Genomic DNA, 26,035 nt, shown 5'->3' on the forward strand with positions numbered 1-26,035 from the left:
AACCATGTTGAGATGGACCGGTATTTTCGCGGTTGCCCTGCTGCTTTTAGCAGGCTGCAGCCAGCCGCACGGCGCTGATGCCAGGCACTGCGCGCCGAACATGACGCAGACTCAGTGCCAGGCCGTCGACCACTATATCGCGCAGGTGAATGCCGTGGTGATGCGCAATTTTCATCACGCGCAACGTTACGCAGGCCAGCGCTGCCTGGTGACGGCACAACGCCGCGCGGACGGCCGCTATAACGTCATGCGCACAGAAGGAAATGAATCGTTATGCCTGAGCGCCTGGCAGAGCGTGAGTAGCGCGCGTGATATGCCCCTTCCGCCTCAGGGCGCGCCCCGGCAATGGGTATTTGCTTTTGCCCCGTAACCATAACGCGGCAGCTCGCGCCATCGCGGCCTGAACGTAAATGCAGATGCGCCCTTTCGGAAAGTCCTGAACCGGCGGTGCAGCCTGACGGTGATCAAGCCTGAAAACTGGCGGTTCACCGTCCACAACGGATTACTCAGGCCAGAGCCAGGCGGCTCCGCGAACACCGCTCGAATCCCCGTGTACGGCTTTCAGTACCGGCGTTTCACATTCGCCGCCAAATACCCATTTTTTCATCAGTGTGGGGACGGTCTGGTACAGACGATCCACGTTGCTCATGCCGCCGCCCAGAACAATCACATCCGGATCGATCAGGTTAACCACCTGGGCCAGCGATTTGGCCAGGCGCATTTCGTAGCGGCTCATAGCCAGTTCCGCCACCGGATCCTGCTGTGCCAGCAGGTGAACAATCTCGGCACCTTTGCGTGCAACGCCGCTCAAACGCTGATAATCAGTGGCAAAGCCGGTGCCCGAGACAAAGGTTTCAATACAGCCCTGTAGCCCGCAATAACAGGGCACTTCAGCGCGATAGCGCAGTTCATCTTCGTCCATCCACGGCAGCGGATTGTGGCCCCATTCGCCCGCATTACCATTGCCACCGATACGGGATTCGCCGTTTATCGCCACGCCCGCCCCCGAACCGGTGCCAATAATCACTCCAAAGACCAGCGGCTTACCGGCACCCGCGCCGTCAACGGCTTCGGATACGGCCAGACAGTTCGCGTCGTTGGCAATGCGGACGTCACGATTCAGCGCGTGCGCCAGATCCTTGTCCAGCGGCTGTCCGTTAAGCCAGGTTGAGTTCGCGTTTTTTACCCGCTGCGTGTAGGGCGAAAGCGTGCCGGGAATACCGAGGCCTACCGTGCCCGTCTGTCCGGTCTTTTCTTCCGCCAGACGCACCAGATCGACAATAGCCTGTACCGTAGCGGCATAGTCGTTTCGGGGCGTGGAAACACGATGGCGAAACAGCTCGCTTCCCTCGCTGGACAACGCAATCACTTCTGTTTTGGTGCCGCCCAAATCAATGCCGATGCGCACGGTTTATTCCTCATTATTCGTTAGGGGATTCTTACACTAAAAGGCGATGCCTTTAAAGGCAATGAAACCGCATCGATGTTTCGCTATCATGCGCACACTTAGTGAGATTTGTGCGCCCGATCGCGCCACGGTAAGGAATCCTGATGTTGTGGTTTAAAAATATGATGGTTTATCGTCTGAATCGTGACATTCCGTTGTCCGCAGACGACATGGAAAAACAGCTTGAGGCATTCACCTTCTCGCCTTGTGGCAGCCAGGACATGAGCAAGACCGGTTGGGTGTCACCGATGGGAAACCGCAGCGATGCGCTGACCCATGTGAATAACGGTCAGATTGTCATCTGCGCGCGCAAAGAAGAGAAAATTTTGCCTTCACCGGTGGTGAAGCAGGCGCTGGAAGCCAAAATTGACAAGCTTGAGGCAGAACAGAGCCGTAAGCTGAAAAAAACCGAGAAAGATTCGCTTAAGGATGAAGTGCTGCACAGCCTGTTGCCGCGTGCCTTCAGCCGTTTCAGCCAGACGTTTATGTGGATCGATACCGTTAATAATCTGATCATGATGGACTGCGCCAGCGCGAAAAAAGCCGAAGATACGCTGGCCCTGCTGCGTAAAAGCCTGGGTTCACTGCCGGTCGTACCTCTGACGCTGGAAAGCCCGATTGAACTGACGCTGACCGAGTGGGTACGTTCCGGCGATCTGCCCGCAGGCTTTGCCCTGATGGATGAAGCCGAGCTGAAAGCGATTCTGGAAGACGGCGGCGTGATTCGCTGTAAAAAACAGGATCTGGTATGCGACGAAATCGCCAACCATATCGAGGCTGGCAAGCTGGTGACAAAACTGGCGCTCGACTGGCAGGAACGGATTCAGTTCGTCCTGTCGGATGATGGTTCCGTGAAGCGCCTGAAATTCAGCGATACGCTGCGTGATCAGAACGACGATATCGATCGGGAGGATTTTGCTCAGCGCTTCGATGCCGACTTTATCCTGATGACCAGCGAACTGGCCGCCCTGACCAGTAATCTGATTGAAGCGTTGGGTGGTGAGGCTCAGCGGTAAAACAGGCGGCCGCAAAAGATGCGGCCGTTTTTTTCAGTCTTTCAGATAGCGGCAAAGATAAGAGCTGGGCTCGCCTACCTGCAGATGAAACTCGCTGTGACCCGGCACGTTAAATACCGATCCCGCCTCGAACCATTTCCACTCTGTTTCCCCCGGCAGCAACACTTTCATTGATCCACTGACCACGGTCATCTCTTCCGGCTGGGCAGTGCCAAAGGTGTATTCGCCTTCTGCCATCACACCAACGCTGGCACGACCGGTGCTCGCACTGTCAAAACCGATGGATTTAACTTTTCCGTCAAAATACTCACTTACGTTGAGCATAAATCTTCCTCACAGCACATTAGGGTGACTGGCAGTGTAGAAGCGAACTTGCTGATCTGTCACGCGAAATAATGAGCGAATGTGATCGCTGGCGGTGACAAGGGGCGGGGATAAGACGGGCGCGCATCGACGGCATCCTTGCCAGCGCGACGGCTTACTCTTTTTCTACATCTTCGTAACGTTGTTTCGCATCATGCGCTTCCTGCTCTGAATCGTGCTCACTGATGAGTGAATCCGGCTTCGGATGATCGGCTCGCAGTTGCCAGGACGTGACTTTTTTACCTTCGGGGCCTTTTTCCACGGTCACAACGCGCGCTTCTCTGGGGTAAGGAGGTCTTGACGGCATCATTTGTCCCTCTTGGCTGAATGACATTCCACACGACAGGCGGTTGCCCGTCATGGAATAAGTATAGTCAAAAAGGCGTAAATCGCGGCGGGAAGGAGATAAATCTGACGGTTAGCTGGCGCGTGCCAGCGATAACGACTGCAGAATTTGCTCAACAACGCGTTCCGGCGGCTGCATCGCGTCCACTTCATGGTGAGCGGCCATACGATAAAGGTGGGCACGGGCGCGCAGGACCTCTGTCATCTCTTCTGCAATGGGCCGTCCGGTCAGCGTCGGGCGCTGCGCAGCTTCAGGCTGGCTTTCCAGACGTCGGGCAAGCACCTCAGAAGGCGCACTTAACCAGATAACCTGACCATGCTCGCGCATATAGCGGCGGTTGACCTCTGCCAGCACCATGCCACCACCGGTCGCGATGATGGTTGAGGGCGCCGTCACGGCTTTCAGCGACTCGGTCTCCCGCGCACGAAAGCTTTCCCAGCCTTCCGCCGCGACAATTTCAGCCACGGTACGCTGGGTCGTGAATTGCAGGTGGTGATCGGTATCGCGGAAGGCATAACCCAGCGCATGAGACAGGGCTTCACCGATGGTGGTTTTTCCGCAGCCGCGCGCACCAATCAAAAAAATGGACAAGGACATCTGGGCACTTCCTCCGCCGTACAGCCCATAACAGCTGCAGGTCTGGCTTAAATAATACGCGCATCATAGCGGGAAATGATGGCGGCCTCTACCCATTGAGCGTATTTTACGCACAGTCAGACAACCCATTGCATTAAGCTTTTTATAAACAATGAATTAACCATGCACATTTTGTGCATGAACACCGTATTTTTGTCTCTGCAACATTTGCTTACCGCCACGAATTTACATTGCTGCTCATCGCCCCCATATACTGTTTACAGTCGCAACGGGAGAGTAATCATGCAACGCGAAGAACAACAACTGATTGAAAATCTGTTCAGCCGTTTGAAACAAGCGGAAAGTCAGACAGCGGCGCGCGATGCTGCTGCCGAACAACTCATCAAACAACACCTGCAGGAACAACCAGGCGCGCCCTACTACATGGCGCAGGCCATTCTGATTCAGGAAGCGGCCCTTAAAAAACTTAATGAACGTATTAAGGAACTGGAAAACCAGCTGGCGCAACAACAGGCGCAGCAGCAGCCGAAGAGCAGCGGTGGATTTTTATCCAGCCTGTTTGGCGGCGGCAGCGCCCAACCGCAGCCAGCTCAGCCGCAGTGGAACAGTGCGCCGCAACAGGCACCGCAACCGCAGCAACCTTATGCCAGCGCCCCGGCGCCACGTGGCAGCGGCTTCCTGGGCGGCGCCCTGCAAACCGCCGTTGGGGTGGCAGGTGGTGTGGTCATGGCCGATATGCTGACCAGCATGTTCCATCATTCTCAGCCGCAGGAGATCGTTAACATCATCAACGAGCAGCCGTTGCCGCAGGTGGACGACAGTCTGAATACCTTCAACGGTGGCAACGATCAGTCGTTCCTTGACCAGAACGGGGCGGATAATCAGTCGTTCCTGGATCAAAGTAACGGCTGGAGTGATTCCTACGCCGACAACGGCGACCTGAATGATTTTGGCGGCAATGACTTCGACGACGACGACAACTTCGTCTGATTTAGCGCTGGCGTTGTCGGAGCCAGCTGTCTAATTCATTGGCAAACTGCTGGCGGTCCCGTGGGCTTAATGCGGCGGGGCCGCCTGTCTGAACACCGCTGGCGCGCATGGTGTCCATAAAATCGCGCATGGTCAGTCGTTCGCGAATGGTTGCTGGTGAATAGCGTTCCCCGCGTGGATTCAAGGCTGCCGCGCCCTTCTCAATCACTTCCGCGGCCAACGGAATATCGGCCGTAATCACCAGATCGCCGACGTTTACGCGCTTAACAATCTCATTGTCCGCCACATCAAATCCCGCAGGCACCTGCAGTGTTCGCAGCCAGGGCGAAGGTGGCACCCGCAGGGACTGGTTAGCCACAAAGGTCACCACGGTTTGCGTTCTGTCCGCTGCCCGGTACAGCACGTCCTTAATCACGTTAGGACAGGCATCAGCATCAACCCAGATAGCCATCGTTATTCCTTGTTCTGCAAAAGAGTGACGATGGTAACCTGTTTTGCTGATCGGGTTGAGTGAAAAACACAGCCCTCTTTAACGCAGAACCTGCTTTAGTCGACCTGGCTGCACCGCCCATGCGCCTTAATGCGCAGCGCACCGCGCCATGCCCTGGCACGGTTAAACGCCTCCGGTCAGCGGGGGGACAGCAGGCCGTTCAGCACAGGGCTAACTTGTTATTAATCCTGTCTGCAGTAAGCTACATCGTTGATATGTGTAAACAGCGAAGGAGACGGTGATGCAGGAAAAGAAAATCGGATTTATTGGCGGAGGCAACATGGCCAAAGCCATCATTGGCGGCCTGATAAACAGCGGGCAAGTTGCACCGTCAGCGATCTGGATTTATGACCGTAAAGCCAGCACTAATCAGGAAATGGCCGAACAATACGGTATCCATGCGGCTGAGAGCGCAGAAGCGCTGGCGCAGCATGTTGATGTCCTGTTTGGTGCGGTAAAACCGAATGTCATCCTCAGAGTTCTGAATGATCTCGCCACCTGCATGAAAAAAGAGACGCTGGTTGTCTCCATTGCAGCAGGCGTTACCCTGGACAATCTGGCCTCCGTACTGGGACACGATCGAAAAATCATTCGGGCCATGCCGAATACCCCGTCTCTGGTGGGAGAAGGGATGACCTCGGTCACGCCCAATGCGCTGGTTGAACAGAGCGAACTCGATGAGGTCGTTGCAATGTTTAAAAGCTTTGGCCAGGCGGCGGTAGTGGATGAATACCTGATTCATTCCGTGGTGGGCGTGAGTGGTTCGGCACCGGCTTACGTGTTTATGTTCATTGAAGCCATGGCCGATGCTGCGGTGGCAGGTGGCATGCCGCGGGCGCAGGCCTACCAGTTTGCGGCACAGGCCGTAAAAGGTTCGGCACAGATGGTACTGGAGACCGGCAAACACCCGGGCGAGTTAAAAGATATGGTCTGCTCGCCGGGCGGCACCACGATAGAAGCGGTCAAAGTTCTGGAAGAAAAAGGTTTTCGCTCCGCCGTGATTGAGGCGATGCAGCAGTGCATGGCGAAATCAGAGAAGCTGAGCCGCAGTTAACCCGCGGCGTCTGGCAACGGCAGTGCGCGTTGCCAGGCGCCTCCCCACTAGCCGGCGGAACGGTAGTCATGATAAAGCGCCAGCGCCTGCTTCACCGTCATGGGTTGCTGCATGTTGTCAACCAGCGCGGCGGTCAGAGTGTAAAGGCCACAGGAGAAAATCGCCGCCAGTTGCCCTTCTTTGCCATAAAACGCCATGAATTCCTTTTCTTCCAGCGAGCCCGCCGACTGGTAGTCATCCCAGCCCGCCGCATGGCCAAGATATTCATAGCGCGTACCATAGTGCGCGGTCCAGAAAAACGGCACCCGATCAAAGTGACGGATATTGCCCAGCATATTGATGGCCGCTGTCTGTCCCTGTTGTTCGGCAACACGAAAGTGCTCGATTCGCAACGGCCCCTGGGGAGAAGGATACGTGGCGATATCGCCTGCCACCCAGACATTCTCGGCCACCCGGAGTTGTTCGTCCGTTTGCAGACTGCCATCCTCCAGCAGCGGCAAATCATGAATAAAGTGTGTGGCGGGTTTAACGCCGGTCGCAAACAGCACCACATCGGCGGCAATATGCTTGCCCGTTTTTAGTCGTACCGCGTTAACATGGTCTTCGCCCAGCAGGGCATCGATCTCGCCTTCGATAAACTTTACGCCGTTCGCCTGATGGAGCTGATAAAAATAGCGACCAACGGCTTCGCCAAACTGTTTCGCAAACGGCAGCGGATGACGCGCAATGACGGTGACATCAATGTCGCGATTACGCAGTGAGGAGGCCAGTTCCATGCCGATAAAGCTGTTGCCGATAATGACAATCTGTTGAGTGTCATCGACCGCCTGCAGTAAGTCTGCGGTGTGCTGTTTACTGCGCAGGATATGAACGCCAGCAAGATCGCGCCCGGCCAGCGCAGGTTTGACGGGCGCGCCACCTGTGGCAATCAGGAGCTTATCGAATTGCAGCGTCGTACCGTCAGCAAATATTATCCGGTGCTGATGGTTATCAATCCGCTCCACGCGCTTTTGCAGGCGTTCAACGTGCGCCATGATGTCCTCACCCAGCAGTGAGGGCACCTCATCGATGTCCATTTTGCCCGAGGGGACAAATTTGGTTAACGCCGTGCGATCATAGGGTGCATCAGGCTCCTGCTCAATCAGGATCAGCCGCCCTTTAAACCCCTCGTGACGTAACCGCCATAGCGCCGCACTCCCGGCTGCGCCACCACCCAGCACGACAAAGACCGGCGCAGCGGCTCCACTGCCTATCGCAGTCGCAGGCGACATGGCTTTGGGATTCACCAGAACCGCCTCGTTTTCAATGCGCACGGGATACTGTTTGAGATCGGCCAGCGCGAGCGGCTCACACATTTTGCCACTGTCCAGTTCAAAAGTGGCTTTATGCCAGGGACAGATCAGCCGGTTTTCACAAATGGCACCCTGCTCAAGGGGTGCGCCGGCATGGGGACACTTCGCCTGGTAAGCGTGTACGTTGTCGCCATCACGAATTAACAGCAGCTCTGTTTCCCCGAGCTTTTTTTTAACCGGCTGGCGGTGCGGTAAATCCTTCAGAGCGACCACAAATTGATAGTTCACGACATAGCTCCTTCTCCGACTGTCACGGCTGAACACGCAGATCAACAGGGCTTCTGCGCAAATGCCTGTAAACAGTAAGTGTGGCAAAGGATCGGCCAGACTCCGGTTTTAACGTCAGGATTTTTTGCTAACTGTTTGTTTAAGCGGAAATTAAAAATACGTTAGGATGTGACAGCGCAGGCAGGAGAAAACTAAAGCGGCCACCGAAATGGCCGACCGAACGTTAACTTTTCTTCAGACACTGACTCATGAAGGTTTTGCGTGCTTCCCCCGTCAGCTTTTTATCACCGGCCTGCAGATTACAGGTTTTCATTTTTACCTGCTGCGGCGACATGTCGGCGACCTTACTGTCCTTTTTCAGGCAATCGCTCATAAATTTCTTTCGCACATCGCCTTTCAACGCTTGTGACGTGGCATGTTCATTACACATGGCCATTTTTTGCTGTTGTGGCGTTTTTTCAGCCGCACTGGCGCTGCCGCCCACCAGTAAGCCTGCTAACACTAGCGTCATTAAACCGCGTTTCATTGTATTCACTCCCTCTTGATGAAAACAGATTAATTCTGGCACGTTACACGCTATACGGAATACGTTTATCAGGGAATAAGGCAGAGATCGCAAATCTGAATTGTCGGTGGCACTTTCAGATACGCGGACGATTAAGTAAGCGCGTGACATAACGTTTTAGCAGGACCGTATTTTTATCATTATGATCTACACCGGCATTCATCATGGCGGTTTCAATACTGCTGACGATAGCGTGATGCTGCTCGGGTGGAAGCAAACGCAGCATCGCGGTAACCACGATTTCCAGCGCTTCGATCTGTGCAACCTGCTCTTTTGACGCCTCTTCTTTTTCTGCCAGGGTGATTAGCAACTCAGCAATCAGGTTTTTCATGCCGGGGCCCCTTCGTGTAAGACAAATAAAAATTAGCATTCGTCAGATTAAAAAACAAAGTGATTTTTCAGCCCGCTTTGCGCCCGACTCAGGCCATTTTGTCGCTACGGTTTTATTGCATTTATTTTGCCGGAAAACGAAACGTTGTTATCGCAATGAAATAACACGCTGACTCACTCAGTCGAAATAAAATAAAGATTCCCGGCTGGCTTTTTTTAGCAGAGATTCTTTTCTTACAAGCGATAACGGCCGTTTTCATTCCCGTTAACGTGAGAAAAATCTCCCCGCGATTGCGGGCAGTCGGTCCCCCTGTTCCTTAACCTTCCACCTGGACAACAGGATGCCTCCCGGCCCGATAATGACGGGCTACTCAGCCCTTTGGCTGCGCCAAAAACGCACCTGATTCAGTGCAACAGCTTGTCTTTCATCAAGATAATCTGAAAAAATGCCTTATTGCATATTGGCACTATTCGATTTTCACTCATCACATCTGAAAAATATTTCAGGCTGTTACTGACAATTCTCTCTGGCCCACCTATGTTTAAAAAACCGCCAGGTACGGGCGGGACGTTGGCTGTTCTGACCAACGAAACGCTCCCGATAAAACCCTTGCCGTTCTTTCCGGGAGCCCATCATTCAGTAGCTTCTGCCTGCTGCGCCGTTGCGCACCGGGCAAAGGGTCTGTTTGCGGAGACGGGGAATGAGCGTCCAATCTAATAGTGCCAGTCGTGCTATCACTGATTACTTCAACAGCCCGGACTGGAACGTGCTGCCGGAGTCCGATCTGCTGGCCGTTATCCTGCGTGAACTGATGGAAGCAGGCCAGCCGACAACGAATAAGGCAATAATCGCACGCGTCATTAATAAACTGGAGTTTGAAGGGGATGAGCAGCGCCTACAGCGTTACCGGGGTTTACTGGCCCAGTTGATGGAAGCGCGGCCACGTGAGTAGGCCGCCTTTATGCTATTTCACCCAACGGAGCTGACGGGCTTCACTTACACTGGCACGGCCGCTGCTGCGTTGAAACAGGCAGAGTTCACGCCCACGCCGGTTTTTCATTTGCTTCTGTGGGTAATGCCCCTCAAGTAACAAGGCGCTGTAACCCACGCTGTCATCATAGTCGATGGGCTGCCCCACGATTTTTACCTTACTTAGCGTACTGGCATTAATACAGGCCTGCCGCATGACCTGCTGGTTTTCCTGCCATGCCGTCGGGCTGGAAGCCAGTGCGACCGGACTGATCAGCAACAGTAATGACAGTGAGAGGCGTGGACGAGAGTACATGCGTTGCTCCTTCCAGACTGAGCCAGAAAAAAATTCCCGCCAGAGCGGGAATAAACAAGACGAGCATTGCAAATTGATGTGACGAGGAAATCCCGATCCTGCTGGCTCAGTGCGACCAGACGACCACAGGCTGAAGACAGCAGAATACCGGCCTTATCTTCCCCTGTTCCCATGACACCTCAATGACAATGCGCGGTTTATTTAACGCTTAACCACAATAGACCTGGGTGATAGTACCGCTTTTGTCTGCCAGAAAGTTCAGGCGGGCGAAATTAAAATCCATCGTGACGGCAGAATTCCACGGAATAGCGCGCACCTTCTGACTGAAACGCTGTTGCTCAAGGGCGGACAGCGGTTTGCCGACAAAGTTTTGGTAATGAGAGGCACCGCAGCTGTCCGCTTCCTTGCCGGGCGGGACGGCTGCCGTATCAGGCTGCGTGGTGGACTGACAGGCCGTCAGCAGTAAGAAGCCGGTTGCCACCATCACTTTTCCGTAATGATTCACGTATGTTCTCCTGTTATCGTGTTAAACCCTGACCTGAAGCGTAACAAGCCCCACCACCGGGTTGAATCGTTAAAATCAAGCGATTCACACATTATTAAGCATTAAATGCTGCCTTATTGCCAGATAACCAGTGTAAAGGCACTTACCGTTCAGAATTTCAAATACAAGGCGCTAACCTTACTAAGAATTATCTTAGGAGGCTACTATGGAACTTGTTATTTTTATCTGCTTTGCCGTCGTGATGACACTGATTGCGGTTCGGGTGCGATAAGCGACCCGTTCGCGGGTGCGGTTTCACGCCTGACAGGCTGGGCGACCTGACAGGCGACAGAGTGTATCGTAGGCAAGGCACTGATTTTTAATTGATTAACCCAGACTCATTTACGTAAGGTAATAAACAGCTAACATTGTGTGATCGGCTCTCTCGACAGCGATTTGAGGCATTGCTACTATGCGCTTATCTTCGCTGGCTGGGTCGCCTATGAACACCAATTCCGACAGAGTGACGTTGACACTGTTTTATGTCGGCAGCTTTGTTGTTTATTACCTCGTTACCATGTTGATTACCCTGTTTCCTAATTACGGTATTCTGCGTAATGACGGTTTACTGGTGCCTGTGCTTTGCCTGTTTGAATTTGCCGTTATCTATCCGCTGTATCGCTTTTATTGCCAGCGTCGTACCGATATTCCTCTGGGCTTTTTGCGTTCCGGTCAGACTTTACTGTTTATTGGCGCGCTGTTTATTTTAATGGTGGCACAAACGCAGTATTTGCAGCCGGAAGGCTGGCTGGTCGCACAAACTCAGCAGGGGCCCAGTTCGATGCTTATCCTGCTGTTGACCGCCGTCTTACTGGCTCCTGTGTTTGAGGAAGTGTTGTTTCGCGGCTTTTTATTACAGGGATTTCTGTTGTGGGCACCTAACAGCCGTTTTGCCTGTGTATTACTGACCTCGTTACTGTTCGCGCTCATGCATACGCAATATGTCCACTGGGAAACGGTGGTGGCGCTGACGCTGTTTTCTATGCTGCTTTGCTACGCCCGTCTGCGCAGCAATACGCTGGCCCTGCCGGTCTTTCTGCATACGCTGAATAATCTGATTGCGATTCTGCCTGCCTGGTATTTCGCCTGATCCCGCTGACCTTTTGTTACCGGGTCATCACTAACCTGCGTAAAATCAGCGTGTATCTTTTACTAACAGGGAAGGATGGTCAGAAAGCCCATGATTACCATGCTGGATGTGGCCCGCAAGGCCGGCGTCTCTAAAGCCACCGTCTCGCGCGTGCTGGCGGGAAATCGCTACGTCAGTAAGAGTACGCAACAGAAGGTCTTTCAGGCTGTGGCGGAAACCGGTTATCGCCCTAACCTGCTGGCGCGTAGCCTGGCGACGCAGAAATCCCAGAATATCGGGCTTATCGTTACCCATTCTTTATTCAATGGGCCTTACTTCAGCGAATTGCTGTTTCAGGCTGCTACGTTGACGAATAACTATGGCCGGCAGCTTATTCTGGCGGATGGTAAAACCAGCGCTGACGATGAACGTGCCGCCATTGAGTTTCTGCTCGACCTGCGCTGTGACGCCATCATTATCTATCCCCGTTTTCTGGATACCGCGGCGCTGGATGCCATTATTGAGCAGCACGCCATTCCCGTTATGGTGGTGAATCGTCAGCTGCAGCGTCATCCGGCACACTGCGTCTGGGCCACCCATCAGCAGAATACCTTTCAGGCCACCCGCTATTTGATTACGCGCGGCCATTACGACATCGCTTTCATTACGGGTCTGGCAGGCTCGCCGACCGCTGCGGCCCGCCTGGCCGGTTATCAGCAGGCGCTTGACGAGCATGGCTTAGCGGACCGTGCGCTGATCGTGCAGGGTGCATGGACGCCCGCCAGCGGCATGGCGGCGGCAAAAACGCTGCTTGAATCGGACATGCCATTTAGTGCACTGATGGCCAGTAATGACGATATGGCTATTGGGGCCGCGCTGGCGCTAAACGCTGCGGGCAAAAGGCTGCCGGAGGATGTCTCCCTGCTGGGCTTTGATGATATTCGTATGGCGGAATTTTTTCTGCCGCCGCTCACCACGGTACATGTGCCGGTCGCAGAGATGATTCAGCACACGCTGGCGCAGCTGGTGGCGATGCTGGAAGGGGAAGCGGTCACGGCCTTGCCGCCGTTTAGCGGTCACCTGATCGAACGGGCCTCGGTCACTGACGGGCCTTATAAACAGTAAGGCGCGGCATCCCTGCCGCGCACCATCAGTAGTCGACTGAATCGTTCAGCGTTGCCCCATTACTGCGAATCAGTTTCTGGTACCAGAAAAAACTCTTCTTACGGTAACGTGCCAGATCCTTTAAATCTTTTTCATCGCGGTTGACGTAAATAAAGCCGTAACGCTTGTTGATGCCCTGATGCGTACTTACCAGATCTATTGCCGACCAGGGACAATAGCCAAACAGTTTCACACCATCGGCAAGTGCCAGCTGCAGTTGCGCAATGTGTTCACGCAGATACGCAATACGGTAATCATCATGTACCTTATTATCGGCCTCCAGCCGATCAAAGGCACCCAACCCGTTTTCGGTCACGATAAGCGGCAAAGCATAGCGGGCATAAATCTGGCGCGCCGTAATGCGAAAACCCACCGGATCGATATACCAGCCGAACTGATTTTGCCGCAGATGCGGATTATCACATCCCACATAAACCGACCGATCAATGCCCGCCATTTGCTGATCGGGCCGAGGTTTATTTTCGCTTTGCTCACCCTCGCCTTCGGCTCCCACCGTCGCGGACGCATAATAATTAAAGGCGATAAAATCCGGCTTGCCTGCGGCGATGATAGCCATGTCATCGTCTTCGATCGTCGGTAACCAGCCGCGCTGTTTCAGGAAAGCCCAGACCACGGCGTTATAGCGACCATGGACCGCCAGATCCAGATAGAGCCAGTTGCGAATTGCAGAGAAATTATCGGCTGCCAGCACATCTTCCGGCCGCGCACTGGCGGCATAGACGCAGGAGATATTGGGTGCCGGGCCAATTTTGGCATCCGGCAACCGTTCATGGCAGGCGATCATCGCTTTCGCCTGTGCCAGCATCATATGATGATTCTGCTGATACAGCGTTTTCTGCGGATCGGCGGTGCCGGGTGGCAACGTACCAATCACATCGCCCTTGAGGATCATCATGTTCTGTTCGTTGATGGTCAGCCAGTACTTAACCTGACGACCATAGTGCTCAAAGCAGGTGATGGCAAAACGCTCAAAGGCCGCCACTGTACGCCGTGAAGACCAGCCGCCCGCCTGCTGCAACGCCCAGGGCAAATCAAAATGATAAAGGGTGACCAGCGGCGTAATGCCGTACCGACAGAGTTCATCGATCACCTGCTGATAAAAAGCCACGCCCGCCGGGTTCAACGCACCATCGCCCTCGGGATAAAGACGGCTCCAGGCAATGGAAAAGCGGTAGGTTTTTAATCCCATCTCCGCCAGCAGCGCGATGTCCTCTCTGAAACGATGATAGTGATCGCTGCAAACGGTAAAATCGGTAAGGTCCTGATGGAAGGTTGCCTGGTCAATGACGGAAGGCCCTTTGCCCTCTTCATTCCAGGCCCCTTCAACCTGATAAGCTGAGGTGGACGCGCCCCAGAGAAAGTCCCTGGGAAACGCGGGCAATGTCGAATGTTGCATATAACCTCCTGTTTAACGTGCGGCTAACTCCCGGCGCAGTTGAATGATCTCCTCAGCCAGTTCGCGACAGAGCATTGCGTTCATCAGGTGGTCCTGAGCATGGACCATAATCAGACTGACCGGAATCTTTCCGCTGCCCTCATCAGCGCCAATGAGCTGCGTCTGCGTTTGATGGGCTGCTTTGGCCGCCGCGGTTGCGGCACTGAGCATACTGTCCGCCTGCGCCCAGTTTTGCTGCCGCGCCGCCCGCAACGCCTCCATTGAACAGGAGCGAGCTTCGCCTGCCTGGATAATCAGTTCGATTACCGTGCTTTCATCAATTTCCATGGGTTACTCCTTAACCGGTTGCGCTGCGGCAGAGGGTTGCTCTTGCTGCAGCAGTTGACGCTCGTACATTTTGAAAAACGGGTAGTAGATCAGCGTGGCAATAGTGACCAGCACGGCAATCAACACAATGACGCGCCAGTCCCAGCCGGTTGACCAGGCGGCCCCAATGGGGGCGGGCGTCGTCCACGGAGCCAGTGAGATCACGTGATTAATCAGGTTCGTTTTGGTGGCGATCCAGGCAATGACGGCGTTGACTAACGGGGCAAGAATAAAAGGGATAAACAGAATGGGGTTCATCACGACCGGTGAACCAAAAATGACCGGTTCGTTGATGTTGAACATGCTGGGCACCACACTCAGTTTTCCAATCGATCGCAGATGTGCTGACTGACTGCGTAAGTAAAGCAACACCAACCCCATCGTCGAACCGGAGCCACCGATAACAATAAAAAACTGCCAGAAGGGTTCAATAAACACGTGGCTGACGGGTTCTCCCGCGTTCAGCGCCTGCTGATTCAGACCGAGATTGGTCAGCCAGAAAGCCTGCAATATGCCCCCGACAATCACCGCCCCATGAATGCCTGCAAACCACAGCAGATGGCACAGCAGTACCGCCACCAGCACGGCAGGCAGTGAATCAGAGGCAGAGATGATCGGCGAGAAAATGGCCATGATAGCCTGAGGCAGCAACATGCCGAACTGCGCCTGTACCCACAGGCTCAGGGGAAACAGCGTAATAAAAATCGTGATAATCGGGATGAGCAGATCGAACGACTGACGGATCTTCGGCGGCACCTGCTCGGGCAGTTTGAAACCGATGTTGTATTTCTGCAGAACGTGCATCAGCTCCGTCGCAAAGAGCGCGACCAGAATGGCGGTAAAAATGCCCTCCCCGCCCAGCGAACCAACCGGCAACGTTTTGCCGCTCTGCGGTGCCGCCACCACCAGAAACGCCATCAGCGACAGACTGGCCGCCATAAAGCCATTCATCTTATAACTGTTTGCGAGGTTATAGGCGATGGCACTGGCGATATAGAGCGCCATAATGCCCATCGTCATGTTGTACGGCATCATGATTTGTTCTTCATGCGCCTTTACCATGCCCAGCCACCACTGTGCGAACGCCCAACTGCTGTCTGCCGAAAAAGGCGGATGAGCAAACAACAGCATAAACGAGCCCACGATCAGAAACGGCATGGAGGCAATAAATCCGTCCCGGATAGCGATGACATGACGCTGGCTGGAAAGACGGCCCGCCAGTGGGCTAATACGGTTTTCGATGACGCCGAATAGAGATTCACTGAAGTGGCTCATTGCCTGACTCCTTGCTGAGGCAAAAGAGAATAACCTGCCTGACGCAGTGCGGGTTTCGCGTGATATATCCCGGACCTCCCTGGTGTCAGGTATGAATAAGCTTTAGTGCGTCGCTTAATATTTTTTCACCATTCATCATGCCGTAATCCATACTGTTGATGACCGCAACCGGCTTGCTGTATTGCTGGGCGATCGGTTGAAAATCGGCCAGCTTGTATTTGATTTGTGGCCCGAGCAGGCAGCAGTCGTAATCGGCGATATCGTCTCTAAACTCTTCAATCCCCACAGCTTTTATCTCGACGTCCAGCCCTTGCTGTTGCGCCGCCTTTTCCATTTTCTGCACCACCATACTGGTGGACATGCCCGCAGCACAGCACAGTAAAATCTTCGTCATGGTGTATTCCTCTTTGTGGTGAATGATTAACGAATACACAGGGTGAAAATTTTCTGCAACCGGTTTCAGATTTGCGTATCAGAAGTGTGAGAAGTATCAAAACGCGAGCATTAAAGAGATTGAGGGCGAATAAACACCTGAATAAGCCTTATCAGGAAGCCCGTTTCTCGTCATGCTGAGGCAATAAAACGGCGGTTCACTCAGCCATATCGTCGGCGCTGTCCATCGCAGTGATGGGTAAGAATTCACTGCCTGATAAGCGGGTAACGCGTATAATTGCTCAGAGCAATCCGATACCGACTGCCGTAACACGGGCGTCCGGCGGCAATTAGCTATACTGGTGATATATAAAGGAACACTCACCCTTCTCGCAGTAGGCGGACCGGGATAAGGAGTCGGTTATGTTAATTGGTTTTGTGTTATTGGTCAGCGCGTGTGGACACGATGCCTGTGAAGCTTTACCGGTGTCAGAACGCATTTATCCGACGAAAACCGCCTGTGAAGTCATGGCAAATCGTATCCATAAAGTGCGTCCTAACGTCGTGCTGATATGTGGCGAAGTGCATCGTTAAGAAAGCGGTACAGGGCGAATGGCACAAAAAGTAGCCGATGACATTGCAAGGTTGCCGCTTAACGTTCAAAATATAAGCTGTTCTACACCAACACAGTCGTGAATCCCATGAAAAGTAGTCGTCCCCGCCGTCCTACCGGGCGTTGGGTTTATTACATTTTGTATGAAGGCATTCTGTGGCCCTGTCCGGTTCGCTGGGAATGGGAAAGCGGATACGGTGGCTGGCTGCCGTTTTACTACTCACCTACGTTTGAGTTTGTCGCGGGCGATCCCGGCAAGGCGTACCGTATTGCGCGCACGGATGTACGTGTGAAGCGGAGTGAAGAGATTTACGCCTGATTGCTGTCATGCATTCCATGGCAGCCACGAGGCGGTAAGAAGGAAACAGATTACCTCCAGCAGCAGTACCACCATCAGCAACACGCCGGGTTTGTGGCGCGACATCCAGGTTTTCAGCCCCATAACATTGCGGCCCTGTGGATCAGCAGCAGTCCGCCACCCATGCTCAGCAAAACCCGCACCCCTTTTCCGTCTTTTTTGCCATTTCAGTGTCCCTCTGAAGAAAGCGAAAATGCGCCCTGAGGCGCATCCGGATGCTGCAAGATTGCTGCGGGAGCCGCCAGAAGGCGACTCAGGTACGCAATCAGTTATTCAGCGTGTAATCGAGTGTGATTTCTGCATTAAGCACCTGCGAAACCGGACAGCCGGCTTTAGCTTTATTGATGATTTCATCAAAGGTGTCGTTATCAATGCCCGGCAGCGAGATGGTGCTGGTCAGCGCCACTTTCGTAATCGCGAAGCCTTCACCTTTTTTGTCCAGCGACACATCGGCACTGGTATCAATGCTTTCAGGTTTATGGCCTGCGTTACCTAACATGAGCGACAGTGCCATTGAAAAACAGGCGGCATGTGCTGCGCCGATAAGCTCTTCCGGATTGGTGCCTTTCTGCCCTTCGAAACGGGTGTTAAAGCCGTAAGGTTGCTGGTTCAGTACACCACTTTCTGTGCTGACTGTGCCTTTGCCTTTGATATCGCCTTCCCAATGCGCCGAACCTTTCTTATGAATGGTCATATCATTCCTCCTGTTGGTAAAGAAGGTAAGTATAGACAACGTCGCTCAGTTTGCCGGGCATGAGGCCGGATGCAGTGCCACTTCGCCCAGCAACGCATTCGCCTGCACCAGCGACGTCTGGTTGATATCGGCTATACACTTCGCGCCTGTTAAGGTCATCGCGACTTTCATTTCGTTTTCAATCAGCGTCAGCAGATGTTCGACGCCACGTTGGCCATGTGTGGCCAGCGCGTAAACAAAGGCCCGTCCCAGCAGAACAGTATCTGCGCCCAACGCAATCATGCGCACCACATCAAGCCCATTACGGATGCCACTGTCGGCAAGTATCGTCATATCCCCCTTCACCGCATCCGCGATGGCCGGTAAGGCACGAGCCGAAGACAACACGCCGTCCAGCTGGCGTCCGCCATGGTTTGAGACCACAATGCCATCGGCACCAAACCGCACCGCATCGCGGGCATCTTCCGGATCCAGAATGCCTTTAATCACCATTGGCCCGTCCCAGAACTCACGGATCCATTCCAGATCTTTCCAGGAAATCGACGGATCGAAATTCTTTGCCAGCCAGCCAATATAGTCTTCCAGCCCGGTCGGTTTGCCCAGATAGGTGGAAATATTGCCCAGATCGTGTGGTCGGCCCTGTAGCCCAACATCCAGTGCCCAGCGTGGGTGCGTGACAGCCTGCCAGTAGCGGCGCAGGGCCGCGTGCTTGCCGCTCATGCCCGAGTGCGCATCGCGATAGCGTGCGCCCGGCGTTGGCATATCAACGGTAAACACTAACGTGGTGCAGCCCGCCGCTTTCGCCCGCTCAAGGACGTTACGCATAAAGCCGCGATCGCGCAGCACATACAGCTGAAACCACATGGGCCGACTGATTTGCGGTGCCACTTCCTCAATCGGGCAAACGGAGACGGTCGATAAGGTAAACGGAATCCCTTTGCCCGCCGCAGCGCGCGCGGCCTGCACTTCCCCCCGACGCGCGTACATGCCACACAGCCCAACCGGTGCCAGCGCGACGGGCATGGACAGCGTTTCACTGAACAGCGTGGTTTCCAGGCTGAGCGCCGACATATTCCGGAGAATGCGCTGGCGCAGCGCCACGTCTGACAGATCGGCAACATTCCGCCGTAGCGTATGCTCTGCATAGGCACCGCCATCCAGATAATGAAACAGAAAAGGCGGTAAAATGCGCTGCGCGGCGGCGCGATAGTCACTGGCGGCAGAGATGATCATCAGCGGTTTTCCTTGTGATTGTGCAGGTCATGACCCGGCAAACGCGTAATTCGCGCCTGCCTGGCTTCGTCTTCATCAAGTGTTTTCATCGTGGTGTGAACAAAACCCAGATGATCCATGGCGGCTGACCGGGCAGCCTCGGCATCGCCCAGTAAAATCGCGTCGAGCATCGCCCGGTGCTGATCGGTCAGGCGGTCAAAAATCACGGGTCTGATATACATCAGCTTACGACTGTGCAGCATGGACGAATGCAGTAAATCGAATAATCCCCGCATGGTTTGCAGCAGCACGATGTTATGTGAGGCTTCTGCGATGGCCAGATGAAAGCGCAGATCGGCCTGCCCGGCCAGATGGGGATCGTCACTCTCTTTCATCGCCAGCGTGGCATCAAAGGCGTACCGCAGACGCTCTTTATCTGACTCGGTAGCCCGTAGCGCCGCATGCCAGGCCGTGCTTCCCTCTATCGCATGGCGCGCTTCAAGAATGTCGTAACGGTAGTCCGGATCGTTGGCGAGAAGCTGACGAATGGGCTCGACGATGCGCTGCTCAGACCAGGGCTCCTGCGGCTGACGCAGCCAGGTACCGTCACCGCGCCGACTCATCAAAACGCCGCTGCTGATCAGTTGCTGAATAGCTTCACGCAGCGACGAACGGGAAACGCCCAGCGCGGCCGCCAGCTGACGCTCGGCGGGCAAACGCATGCCCGGCTCAAGCTGATGATCGCGGATATAGTGCTTAAGCCGCATCGGTAAGGGATCGTTTGGTGTCATGGGATCATCCAGGGAAAAACGTAAGCCTGCAGCGTGGTCATCACCCCAACCAGGCCGGTAAAGATCAGGCTGTGCTTTACGGTGAAGCGGAACAGATCGGACTCTTTGCCGACCAGACCGACCGCTGCACAGGCAATAGCGATCGACTGGGGAGAGATCATTTTACCGGTGACGCCACCCGTGGTATTCGCTGCCACCAGCAGGATATCGGAAACGCCAATCTGCTGCGCCGTGGTGGCCTGCAACGCGGCAAACAGCGCGTTGGAGGAGGTATCCGAACCGGTAAGAAACACGCCAAGCCAGCCCAGAAAGGGGGAGAAAAAGGTAAAGGCATGGCCCGTGTGCGCTAAGGCCAGCGCCAGCGTGGCTGATAAACCCGAGTAGTTCGAGATAAAGGCAAAGGCCAGCACCATACCAATGGAGTAGATGGGCAACATCAGGGATTTCAGTGTTTCGACAAATGTCCCGACTGCCGCTCTGGGTTTCATTTTCAGAAAGATAATCGCCACAATTGCCGCAATCAGAATGGCAGTGCCGGTTGCAGACAGCAGATCCAGTTTAAAAATGGCGGGCCAGGCGCTGGGCTGTGCCACAACCGGCGGTATCCGGGTAATCCAGTCATGCAGGCCAGGGACGTGAATGCTCATCACCCAGTTGGCCAGTGCACCCCCTTTGGCAAACAGCGCTTTAAAGGGCGGGATACTCCACAGCGTTACCGTTGCGGTGAGAAACAGGAAGGGCATCCAGGCGCGAATGACCTGCTTTGTCGTATACGTCTGCTGACGTGCGGGTTGCGTCGCCGTCTGATTTTCGGCATCGCTGAAGCGAAAGATGCGAACCGGCTGCCAGACGCGCAGAAACAGAGTCAGGGAAACGAGTGACGCCAGCGAAGAGATAATATCGGGTAACGCCGGGCCCAGGAAATTTGAACTCAGGAATTGGGCTATCGCGAACGACCCACCCGCAACCATCACCGCCGGCCAGGTTTCTTTCACCCCGCGCCAGCCATCCATGATCGCCATGATCCAGAACAGCACGATGACGGTTAAAAAAGGCAGCTGGCGTCCGGCCATCTGACCGATGGCAAAGCTGTCCAGACCGGTAACCTGCCCCGCCACAATAATGGGAATACCCATCGCACCAAACGCCACCGGCGCAGTATTCACGATCAGGCATAACCCTGCGGCATAAAGCGGATTAAAACCCAGCCCTACCAGCAACGCAGCCGTGATCGCCACCGGCGCACCAAAGCCTGCCGCGCCCTCTAAAAAGGCACCAAAGGAAAAACCGACAATCAGCATTTGTAAGCGCTGATCCGGCGTGATCGACAAGATGGACGCGCGAATGATATCGAACTGCCCGGTCCTGACCGAGATTTTATAGACAAAGACCGCGGCCACGATAATCCAGGCAATGGGCCACAGACCGTACAGGAAGCCGTAGGCCGCTGAGGCCAGCGCCTGCTGCCACGGCATATGATACAGCAGCAGCGCAACTCCCAGCGCCAGCATGACAGTGATGGTGGCAGCCTGATGGCCTTTCATCTTTAGCTTAATCAACGCAAAAAAGAAAAACAGAACAGGCAGTAACGCAATCAGGCTGGAGAGCCAGATGTTATTGAGCGGATCATAATTTTGCTGCCAGACCTGCATGCCGTTATCTCCAGAAAGGTGATGAGAGCGATGCGCGACGGGCATAAACACAGGGCGCATCTGTCACGCCCGCTCTGCTTATTGGTCCTACCAATTTTGCCAGTTAGGGCTTATCCGTTACAGATACTTAACCCGCTGTTAACCTAAGGCAACAGTTACGGCTTTAATTTTAACGTTATGTGAACCACTGAAAAGGTTTAGCTATTTTGGTCGGACCAATCACGGTTGTGGAAAGGCATATTTGTAACTTTGCGGATGAAAACGCAGATTTAACCCGACCAGCCCAATCATAACGCCGCACTGGAGCCACCAGATCGTGGAGAAATCCCCGGTCAGTGCATGCAACTGACCGGCGATAAACGGCATACTGCCGGCAATAATAAAGCCAATCCCTTGCATGAACGCCACCAGTCGTCCGCCCGCCTGCGGATGCGCCAGATGGTCCAGCGCCAGCACCAGCGCCAGGGGAAAGGCACCACCCAGCCCCACGCCCGCCATTCCCACCCACAGCCATGGATGGTAAAGCGGTGCAAACAGGAGGCCAAGCATACCGCTTAGCTGAAAAATCAGCGTTAACAGCAACAGCGGCCGTCGATCCGGGCCGCGCGTCAACAGCGGAAACACCATCGCTCCGGCGACCTGGCAGGTAATCATCACGCCCAACAGGCTTCCACCCGCTTGCGCGCTCCAGCCGAGCTGATGGTAGAAATCAGGCAACCAGGCCACGCAAATGGCATAACCGCCATTCACTAAACCAAAGCTGAGCGCCAGCATCCAGGCGCGCGCGTTGCGCCATAGTGAAGGCATCACGACCGACGCGCGCGCTGGCGACGTCACCCCGGGCATCCATGCCCAAAGCAGGATGGCCAGCAGCGCAGGCACGGCCCAGCTGCTGAGGGCCATCTGCCAGCTCAGGTGAGCACTTAACCACGGTGTTAATGCAGCACCCAGTCCGCCCCCGCCCACCAGGGCCGCAGACCACAGCCCGGTCATCATCGCACTGCGTTGTGGAAAGCGTTGGCGGATAAAGCCCGGCATCGCCATTTGCACTATCCCGATACCAATGCCGCCCGGTAGCGTGCTCCCTACCAGCGATTCGCCTTGCGCCACAAAAAGGCGGCTGAGGAGCGCCAACACTAACAGCGCCAGTCCGCCACACAGCAGTCCGCGCAGTTGAACACGCTGCATAAGTGGTGCGCTGATTAACGCTATCGCTCCCATCATTATCATGGGAATCGCAGGCAGCAGTGACGCTGCCAAGGCGGAGAGTCCAATGCTTTCGCGTAACTGATCCAGCAACGGACTGACGGAGGTCATCAGTGGACGCATATTCAGTCCCGCCAGCACCAGGGCGGTAACGATCACAATATTCTCTTTTTTCATGGGCCATCCTGGAAGTAAACCTTGTCAGCCTGACAGCTGTGGTTACTATTTGGAAATGGAATATCATCATGACAGGCAGTGGAAAAATGAATCGCCAGCCTATGTTCACGCCCCAGCAGCTTCTGAGCTTTGTTGCGGTCTGCGAAACCGCCAGCTTCACCCGTGCCGCCGATCGCGTGCACCTGTCGCAATCAACAGTGAGCCAGCAGGTGCGGCGACTGGAAGAGAGGGTGGGAAAAGCACTGCTGGCCCGCTCATCACATCAGGTAACCGTCACGGAGGAAGGCGAGAAGCTGCTGGGTTATGCCCGCCGTATCATTGCCCTGAATGGCGAAGCACTCGATGTGTTGAGCGATAAGTGGCGCGATGGTGTGCTGCGGCTTGGCGTTCCGGAAGATTTTGCGGCCCCCACGGCTGCCCTGCTGGCGCAGTTCAGTCGCGAACATCCCCATATGCGGCTGGATGTGATGAGCGGGATGCAGGTAGAACTACGTCGGGCCTGGCAGCGGGAGGAACTGGATATCATGCTGATTAAGCAACCTTACGGTGAACGCCCGCTGGCTTCCCGACCCGAGCCGCTGTTATGGCTGGACAGCGCCGCATATCCCTGCTTTGAGCATTCGCCGGTGCCGCTGGTCCTGTTTCCTCAACAGGGACTTTATCGCGAGGAGATCTGTCAGACGCTGGATGGGCTGGGCCGCAGCTGGCGCATCGGTTACAGCAGTGCCAGCCTTGTGGCCCTGTCTGCCGCCAGTGCCCAGGGCCTGGGCGTTACGCTGTTGCCTGCCAGCTGTCGTCTGCCTGCACATCGTGTGCTGGGCGACCAGCAGGGCTTGCCGGTGATTGACACTTTTGAGCTGGCGCTGTTTTGTCGCCAGCCGGATGAGGAGCTTCAGCGCCAGCTGGCAGAGGCACTGGTGACATTTGCCGATCTGCACTGGCAGTGAGTTTTTCACTGACAGGCAGTGGTAAAGGACTCTGTAAAACCAGAAACCGCGTGCAGATGCGGACGCGCCCCCTGTCAGAGAGCTGGCATGGGGCGCGGACAGCCGAATGAAGGCGACGCTAAACCCGAGCCTCCCTCGTCTGTGACATTAACGCCATCGCAAGCGTATAGAGATGGGCGCCATCAGAAGCCACCGGATCGTCTTCGGCATAACATCCAATCATAGAGGCCACTTTATCTGCCGATAAGCTTTCCCCATAGAGATGCAATGTCAGGACTGCACGACCTACGATTTTAAGTACGTCTTCATGCAAGATCTGCGGGATATTATTCAATGAAAAAATCCTCTGCCAGTAGTGATATCGATGTATCCTCCTCAATATAAAGGCGTTTACAAGTCGTTTTCATCTTCTCTTCTGGCGATACTTTTGCATTATTAATGCGTTAATTCCGTCGCAAATGCGGAATAATCTGATTAACTTTAAATTGTGTATTACAAAGAAAATATTAGAAAAAACATTCTTAATCTTAATGGCTTAGTCCATGTAAGCGGTTTCACATCTGACGTTTTAATTGATTAAAATTTCCCAACTAATCTTTTTCATCTTCAGTTTATTCTTAGATAAAAGCGCCGCCCGGCGCAGGGTTTGCAGGTTAACATTGCTGTTGTGTACGCTTTCTGACAGACTTGCGCTCGCAATGATGCCCCAACTTACAGCCGCAGAGGCCGCACCCGTGACCGCTTTTTCCTCGCTTAATTCTCTTCCCGATAGTCAGCTCGATAACCTGCGCGAGATGGGCTATACCCGCATGACGCCGGTCCAGGCCGCTTCGCTGCCCGCTATCTTAGCCGGACGCGACGTTCGTGCGCAGGCAAAAACCGGCAGCGGCAAAACGGCCGCATTTGGTATTGGCCTGTTGCATCATATCGACAGTGCGCGTTTTCAGACTCAGGCGCTGATTTTATGTCCGACGCGAGAACTGGCCGATCAGGTCAGCAACGTTCTGCGGCAGTTAGCGCGCTTCACGCGCAATATCAAAATCCTGACCTTATGCGGCGGCCAGCCCATGAGTGCGCAGCGCGATTCGCTGGTGCATCCGCCGCAGATTGTGGTCGGTACGCCGGGCCGTATTCTTGACCATCTCAAGCGCGAAACGCTGCAGCTCGACAGTCTGCGCACGCTGGTGCTGGACGAAGCCGATCGGATGCTGGAAATGGGCTTTCGTGACGATATGGAAACCATTATCGCCGCCACGCCCGCCGCGCGTCAGACGCTGCTGTTCTCTGCCACCTGGCCAGACGGCATTGCAACACTGAGCCAGCGCTTTCAACGTGATGCGCTGAGCGTCGTGACGGAAGAGGTCAGCGAACTGCCGGCAATCGAACAACAATTTATTGAAGCGGCGCACAGCGAAAAATTGTCGCTGCTGATTAGCCTGCTCAGCGAACGCCAGCCATCGTCCTGTGTGGTGTTCTGCAACACCAAACGCGAATGTGATGATATTGCCGCCGCGCTTAACGCCCGCGATATCAGCGCCCTGCCCTTGCATGGCGATCTGGAACAACGCGATCGCGAACGCGTGCTGATCCGGTTTGCTAACGGCAGTGGTCGCGTGCTGGTGGCGACGGACGTCGCGGCCCGCGGCCTGGACATCAAGTCGCTGTCGCTGGTGGTGAACTACCAGCTGGCGTGGGATCCCGAAGTGCATCTGCATCGTATCGGCCGTACCGCGCGGGCGGGCGAAGAAGGCGCTGCCGTGAGTTTTGTCGCGGCCGATGAAATGGCGCGCGCGCATGCGTTAGAAGATTTCCTTCAGCAGAAGCTGCCATGGGTTGCCGCCAGTGCGCTCAGGAAAAGTAGTAAGCCGTTGCCGGCAGCCATGATGACGATTTGCATTGATGGTGGGCGTAAGGCCAAGATTCGGCCCGGCGATATTCTGGGTGCGCTGACAGGAGAAGCAGGCTATCGCGCCGATCAGATCGGTAAGATTGATCTCACCCCGACGCACGCTTATGTAGCGATTGAAGCGGCTCAGGCAAAATCTGCGCTGGTCAAACTTAAGCAGGGCAAAATCAAAGGCAAAACCTGCCGGGCTGTACTGCTGAAAGACTAA

General features: G+C 54.6%; 30 protein-coding genes. 11 read left to right on the plus strand and 19 right to left on the minus strand.

Features of this window, described 5'->3' with window-relative positions; translation table 11 throughout:
* Nucleotides 1–4: 4 nt before the first annotated feature.
* Nucleotides 5–370, plus strand: coding sequence for a cell envelope integrity TolA family protein (locus tag GC087_RS17995; RefSeq protein WP_033738618.1), 366 nt, complete (start codon nt 5–7; stop codon nt 368–370).
* Between the two features lie 132 nt (nt 371–502).
* On the opposite strand, the gene mak is transcribed toward GC087_RS17995, so the two are convergent.
* The gene (gene mak, locus GC087_RS18000) at nt 503–1,408 is read right to left on the minus strand and encodes a fructokinase (protein WP_033738617.1); all 906 of its coding nucleotides are present in this window, start codon (nt 1,406–1,408) and stop codon (nt 503–505) included.
* 143 nt (nt 1,409–1,551) lie between these two features.
* Between mak and rdgC the strand changes: the two genes are divergently transcribed.
* Nucleotides 1,552–2,463, plus strand: a complete 912-nt coding sequence (rdgC, locus tag GC087_RS18005) for a recombination-associated protein RdgC (protein ID WP_058701163.1) — start codon at nt 1,552–1,554, stop codon at nt 2,461–2,463.
* Between the two features lie 33 nt (nt 2,464–2,496).
* On the opposite strand, the gene ppnP is transcribed toward rdgC, so the two are convergent.
* The 3 genes from ppnP to aroL all read right to left on the minus strand — a co-directional run bounded on the left by ppnP (nt 2,497) and on the right by aroL (nt 3,769).
* Entirely contained in the window at nt 2,497–2,787 is a 291-nt protein-coding gene (gene ppnP, locus GC087_RS18010) for a pyrimidine/purine nucleoside phosphorylase (protein WP_006117582.1), read from the minus strand.
* Between the two features lie 154 nt (nt 2,788–2,941).
* On the minus strand, nt 2,942–3,133 hold the full coding sequence (locus GC087_RS18015; RefSeq protein ID WP_006117583.1) for a YaiA family protein: 192 nt from the start codon (nt 3,131–3,133) through the stop codon (nt 2,942–2,944).
* Nucleotides 3,134–3,244: 111 nt separating this feature from the next.
* Entirely contained in the window at nt 3,245–3,769 is a 525-nt protein-coding gene (gene aroL / locus GC087_RS18020) for a shikimate kinase AroL (RefSeq protein WP_006117584.1), read from the minus strand.
* Between the two features lie 282 nt (nt 3,770–4,051).
* On the opposite strand from aroL, the gene GC087_RS18025 reads away from it, so the two are divergent.
* Entirely contained in the window at nt 4,052–4,759 is a 708-nt protein-coding gene (locus GC087_RS18025; protein ID WP_006117585.1) for a DUF2076 domain-containing protein, read from the plus strand.
* Nucleotide 4,760: 1 nt separating this feature from the next.
* Here GC087_RS18025 and GC087_RS18030 read toward each other — a convergent pair whose 3' ends face one another.
* Complete coding sequence (locus GC087_RS18030) at nt 4,761–5,210, minus strand: YaiI/YqxD family protein (protein WP_006117586.1); 450 nt, start codon at nt 5,208–5,210, stop codon at nt 4,761–4,763.
* Between the two features lie 280 nt (nt 5,211–5,490).
* Between GC087_RS18030 and proC the strand changes: the two genes are divergently transcribed.
* Nucleotides 5,491–6,303, plus strand: a complete 813-nt coding sequence (gene proC / locus GC087_RS18035) for a pyrroline-5-carboxylate reductase (protein ID WP_033738612.1) — start codon at nt 5,491–5,493, stop codon at nt 6,301–6,303.
* Nucleotides 6,304–6,350: 47 nt separating this feature from the next.
* On the opposite strand, the gene GC087_RS18040 is transcribed toward proC, so the two are convergent.
* The 3 genes from GC087_RS18040 to iraP form a co-directional block, all read right to left on the minus strand.
* Nucleotides 6,351–7,883, minus strand: coding sequence for an FAD-dependent oxidoreductase (locus tag GC087_RS18040; RefSeq protein WP_324028953.1), 1,533 nt, complete (start codon nt 7,881–7,883; stop codon nt 6,351–6,353).
* 223 nt (nt 7,884–8,106) lie between these two features.
* Nucleotides 8,107–8,409: a PsiF family protein gene (locus GC087_RS18045; RefSeq protein WP_006117589.1), complete on the minus strand. Its 303-nt coding sequence runs from the start codon at nt 8,407–8,409 to the stop codon at nt 8,107–8,109.
* Nucleotides 8,410–8,524: 115 nt separating this feature from the next.
* Entirely contained in the window at nt 8,525–8,779 is a 255-nt protein-coding gene (gene iraP / locus GC087_RS18050; protein WP_054634421.1) for an anti-adapter protein IraP, read from the minus strand.
* Between the two features lie 700 nt (nt 8,780–9,479).
* Here iraP and GC087_RS18055 point away from each other — a divergent pair.
* Complete coding sequence (locus GC087_RS18055; protein WP_006118140.1) at nt 9,480–9,731, plus strand: biofilm development regulator YmgB/AriR family protein; 252 nt, start codon at nt 9,480–9,482, stop codon at nt 9,729–9,731.
* Between the two features lie 12 nt (nt 9,732–9,743).
* Here GC087_RS18055 and GC087_RS18060 read toward each other — a convergent pair whose 3' ends face one another.
* On the minus strand, nt 9,744–10,064 hold the full coding sequence (locus GC087_RS18060; protein ID WP_006118139.1) for a hypothetical protein: 321 nt from the start codon (nt 10,062–10,064) through the stop codon (nt 9,744–9,746).
* 208 nt (nt 10,065–10,272) lie between these two features.
* The gene (locus GC087_RS18065; RefSeq protein WP_058701165.1) at nt 10,273–10,569 is read right to left on the minus strand and encodes an I78 family peptidase inhibitor; all 297 of its coding nucleotides are present in this window, start codon (nt 10,567–10,569) and stop codon (nt 10,273–10,275) included.
* Nucleotides 10,570–11,050: 481 nt separating this feature from the next.
* Between GC087_RS18065 and GC087_RS18070 the strand changes: the two genes are divergently transcribed.
* Together GC087_RS18070 and GC087_RS18075 are read left to right on the plus strand one after the other, a co-directional pair.
* Nucleotides 11,051–11,698 (plus strand): CPBP family intramembrane glutamic endopeptidase, encoded by a 648-nt coding sequence (locus GC087_RS18070; protein WP_033738779.1) that lies wholly within the window; start codon nt 11,051–11,053, stop codon nt 11,696–11,698.
* 90 nt (nt 11,699–11,788) lie between these two features.
* Nucleotides 11,789–12,802 (plus strand): LacI family DNA-binding transcriptional regulator, encoded by a 1,014-nt coding sequence (locus GC087_RS18075; RefSeq protein WP_033738604.1) that lies wholly within the window; start codon nt 11,789–11,791, stop codon nt 12,800–12,802.
* Nucleotides 12,803–12,827: 25 nt separating this feature from the next.
* Here GC087_RS18075 and GC087_RS18080 read toward each other — a convergent pair whose 3' ends face one another.
* From GC087_RS18080 to GC087_RS18095, 4 genes are all read right to left on the minus strand, one after another.
* A complete protein-coding gene (locus tag GC087_RS18080; RefSeq protein ID WP_033738603.1) occupies nt 12,828–14,258 on the minus strand; it encodes a glycoside hydrolase family 1 protein in 1,431 nt (476 codons plus the stop codon).
* 12 nt (nt 14,259–14,270) lie between these two features.
* Complete coding sequence (locus GC087_RS18085; RefSeq protein ID WP_006118134.1) at nt 14,271–14,585, minus strand: PTS lactose/cellobiose transporter subunit IIA; 315 nt, start codon at nt 14,583–14,585, stop codon at nt 14,271–14,273.
* A gap of 3 nt (nt 14,586–14,588) precedes the next feature.
* Nucleotides 14,589–15,899: a PTS sugar transporter subunit IIC gene (locus GC087_RS18090; protein ID WP_058701166.1), complete on the minus strand. Its 1,311-nt coding sequence runs from the start codon at nt 15,897–15,899 to the stop codon at nt 14,589–14,591.
* A gap of 85 nt (nt 15,900–15,984) precedes the next feature.
* Nucleotides 15,985–16,293 (minus strand): PTS sugar transporter subunit IIB, encoded by a 309-nt coding sequence (locus GC087_RS18095; protein WP_006118087.1) that lies wholly within the window; start codon nt 16,291–16,293, stop codon nt 15,985–15,987.
* Between the two features lie 401 nt (nt 16,294–16,694).
* Here GC087_RS18095 and GC087_RS18100 point away from each other — a divergent pair, with 401 nt between their 5' ends.
* The gene (locus GC087_RS18100) at nt 16,695–16,865 is read left to right on the plus strand and encodes a hypothetical protein (protein ID WP_006118086.1); all 171 of its coding nucleotides are present in this window, start codon (nt 16,695–16,697) and stop codon (nt 16,863–16,865) included.
* 107 nt (nt 16,866–16,972) lie between these two features.
* Entirely contained in the window at nt 16,973–17,203 is a 231-nt protein-coding gene (locus GC087_RS18105) for a hypothetical protein (RefSeq protein ID WP_006118085.1), read from the plus strand.
* Nucleotides 17,204–17,507: 304 nt separating this feature from the next.
* On the opposite strand, the gene GC087_RS18110 is transcribed toward GC087_RS18105, so the two are convergent.
* The 5 genes from GC087_RS18110 to GC087_RS18130 form a co-directional block, all read right to left on the minus strand.
* On the minus strand, nt 17,508–17,936 hold the full coding sequence (locus GC087_RS18110; protein WP_006118083.1) for an OsmC family protein: 429 nt from the start codon (nt 17,934–17,936) through the stop codon (nt 17,508–17,510).
* Between the two features lie 45 nt (nt 17,937–17,981).
* The gene (gene lldD, locus GC087_RS18115; protein ID WP_058701167.1) at nt 17,982–19,169 is read right to left on the minus strand and encodes an FMN-dependent L-lactate dehydrogenase LldD; all 1,188 of its coding nucleotides are present in this window, start codon (nt 19,167–19,169) and stop codon (nt 17,982–17,984) included.
* Nucleotides 19,169–19,939, minus strand: a complete 771-nt coding sequence (gene lldR, locus GC087_RS18120; RefSeq protein ID WP_033738599.1) for a transcriptional regulator LldR — start codon at nt 19,937–19,939, stop codon at nt 19,169–19,171. Before lldR ends, lldD begins: the two co-directional genes overlap by 1 nt.
* Entirely contained in the window at nt 19,936–21,591 is a 1,656-nt protein-coding gene (gene lldP, locus GC087_RS18125; RefSeq protein WP_324030661.1) for an L-lactate permease, read from the minus strand. The genes lldR and lldP overlap by 4 nt, the downstream gene beginning before the upstream one ends.
* Before the next feature lie 219 nt (nt 21,592–21,810).
* Entirely contained in the window at nt 21,811–22,974 is a 1,164-nt protein-coding gene (locus GC087_RS18130; RefSeq protein WP_324028955.1) for a cyanate transporter, read from the minus strand.
* 86 nt (nt 22,975–23,060) lie between these two features.
* On the opposite strand from GC087_RS18130, the gene GC087_RS18135 reads away from it, so the two are divergent.
* Together GC087_RS18135 and dbpA are read left to right on the plus strand one after the other, a co-directional pair.
* A complete protein-coding gene (locus tag GC087_RS18135; RefSeq protein WP_324030662.1) occupies nt 23,061–23,921 on the plus strand; it encodes a LysR family transcriptional regulator in 861 nt (286 codons plus the stop codon).
* A gap of 734 nt (nt 23,922–24,655) precedes the next feature.
* On the plus strand, nt 24,656–26,035 hold the full coding sequence (dbpA, locus tag GC087_RS18140; protein ID WP_058701180.1) for an ATP-dependent RNA helicase DbpA: 1,380 nt from the start codon (nt 24,656–24,658) through the stop codon (nt 26,033–26,035).

The organism is Pantoea sp. JZ2 (genome assembly GCF_035191405.1).
Classification (GTDB): Bacteria; Pseudomonadota; Gammaproteobacteria; order Enterobacterales; family Enterobacteriaceae; genus Pantoea; species Pantoea stewartii.

Coding starts and splice junctions, on each gene's coding strand:
- GC087_RS17995 (WP_033738618.1), top strand. CDS start 5: ATGTTGAGATGGACCGGTATTTTCGCGGTTGCCCTGCTGCTTTTAGCA.
- rdgC (WP_058701163.1), top strand. CDS start 1,552: ATGTTGTGGTTTAAAAATATGATGGTTTATCGTCTGAATCGTGACATT.
- ppnP (WP_006117582.1), bottom strand. CDS start 2,787: ATGCTCAACGTAAGTGAGTATTTTGACGGAAAAGTTAAATCCATCGGT.
- GC087_RS18015 (WP_006117583.1), bottom strand. CDS start 3,133: ATGCCGTCAAGACCTCCTTACCCCAGAGAAGCGCGCGTTGTGACCGTG.
- aroL (WP_006117584.1), bottom strand. CDS start 3,769: ATGTCCTTGTCCATTTTTTTGATTGGTGCGCGCGGCTGCGGAAAAACC.
- GC087_RS18025 (WP_006117585.1), top strand. CDS start 4,052: ATGCAACGCGAAGAACAACAACTGATTGAAAATCTGTTCAGCCGTTTG.
- GC087_RS18030 (WP_006117586.1), bottom strand. CDS start 5,210: ATGGCTATCTGGGTTGATGCTGATGCCTGTCCTAACGTGATTAAGGAC.
- proC (WP_033738612.1), top strand. CDS start 5,491: ATGCAGGAAAAGAAAATCGGATTTATTGGCGGAGGCAACATGGCCAAA.
- GC087_RS18045 (WP_006117589.1), bottom strand. CDS start 8,409: ATGAAACGCGGTTTAATGACGCTAGTGTTAGCAGGCTTACTGGTGGGC.
- iraP (WP_054634421.1), bottom strand. CDS start 8,779: ATGAAAAACCTGATTGCTGAGTTGCTAATCACCCTGGCAGAAAAAGAA.
- GC087_RS18055 (WP_006118140.1), top strand. CDS start 9,480: ATGAGCGTCCAATCTAATAGTGCCAGTCGTGCTATCACTGATTACTTC.
- GC087_RS18060 (WP_006118139.1), bottom strand. CDS start 10,064: ATGTACTCTCGTCCACGCCTCTCACTGTCATTACTGTTGCTGATCAGT.
- GC087_RS18070 (WP_033738779.1), top strand. CDS start 11,051: ATGAACACCAATTCCGACAGAGTGACGTTGACACTGTTTTATGTCGGC.
- GC087_RS18075 (WP_033738604.1), top strand. CDS start 11,789: ATGATTACCATGCTGGATGTGGCCCGCAAGGCCGGCGTCTCTAAAGCC.
- GC087_RS18080 (WP_033738603.1), bottom strand. CDS start 14,258: ATGCAACATTCGACATTGCCCGCGTTTCCCAGGGACTTTCTCTGGGGC.
- GC087_RS18085 (WP_006118134.1), bottom strand. CDS start 14,585: ATGGAAATTGATGAAAGCACGGTAATCGAACTGATTATCCAGGCAGGC.
- GC087_RS18090 (WP_058701166.1), bottom strand. CDS start 15,899: ATGAGCCACTTCAGTGAATCTCTATTCGGCGTCATCGAAAACCGTATT.
- GC087_RS18095 (WP_006118087.1), bottom strand. CDS start 16,293: ATGACGAAGATTTTACTGTGCTGTGCTGCGGGCATGTCCACCAGTATG.
- GC087_RS18100 (WP_006118086.1), top strand. CDS start 16,695: ATGTTAATTGGTTTTGTGTTATTGGTCAGCGCGTGTGGACACGATGCC.
- GC087_RS18105 (WP_006118085.1), top strand. CDS start 16,973: ATGAAAAGTAGTCGTCCCCGCCGTCCTACCGGGCGTTGGGTTTATTAC.
- GC087_RS18110 (WP_006118083.1), bottom strand. CDS start 17,936: ATGACCATTCATAAGAAAGGTTCGGCGCATTGGGAAGGCGATATCAAA.
- lldD (WP_058701167.1), bottom strand. CDS start 19,169: ATGATCATCTCTGCCGCCAGTGACTATCGCGCCGCCGCGCAGCGCATT.
- lldR (WP_033738599.1), bottom strand. CDS start 19,939: ATGACACCAAACGATCCCTTACCGATGCGGCTTAAGCACTATATCCGC.
- lldP (WP_324030661.1), bottom strand. CDS start 21,591: ATGCAGGTCTGGCAGCAAAATTATGATCCGCTCAATAACATCTGGCTC.
- GC087_RS18130 (WP_324028955.1), bottom strand. CDS start 22,974: ATGAAAAAAGAGAATATTGTGATCGTTACCGCCCTGGTGCTGGCGGGA.
- GC087_RS18135 (WP_324030662.1), top strand. CDS start 23,061: ATGAATCGCCAGCCTATGTTCACGCCCCAGCAGCTTCTGAGCTTTGTT.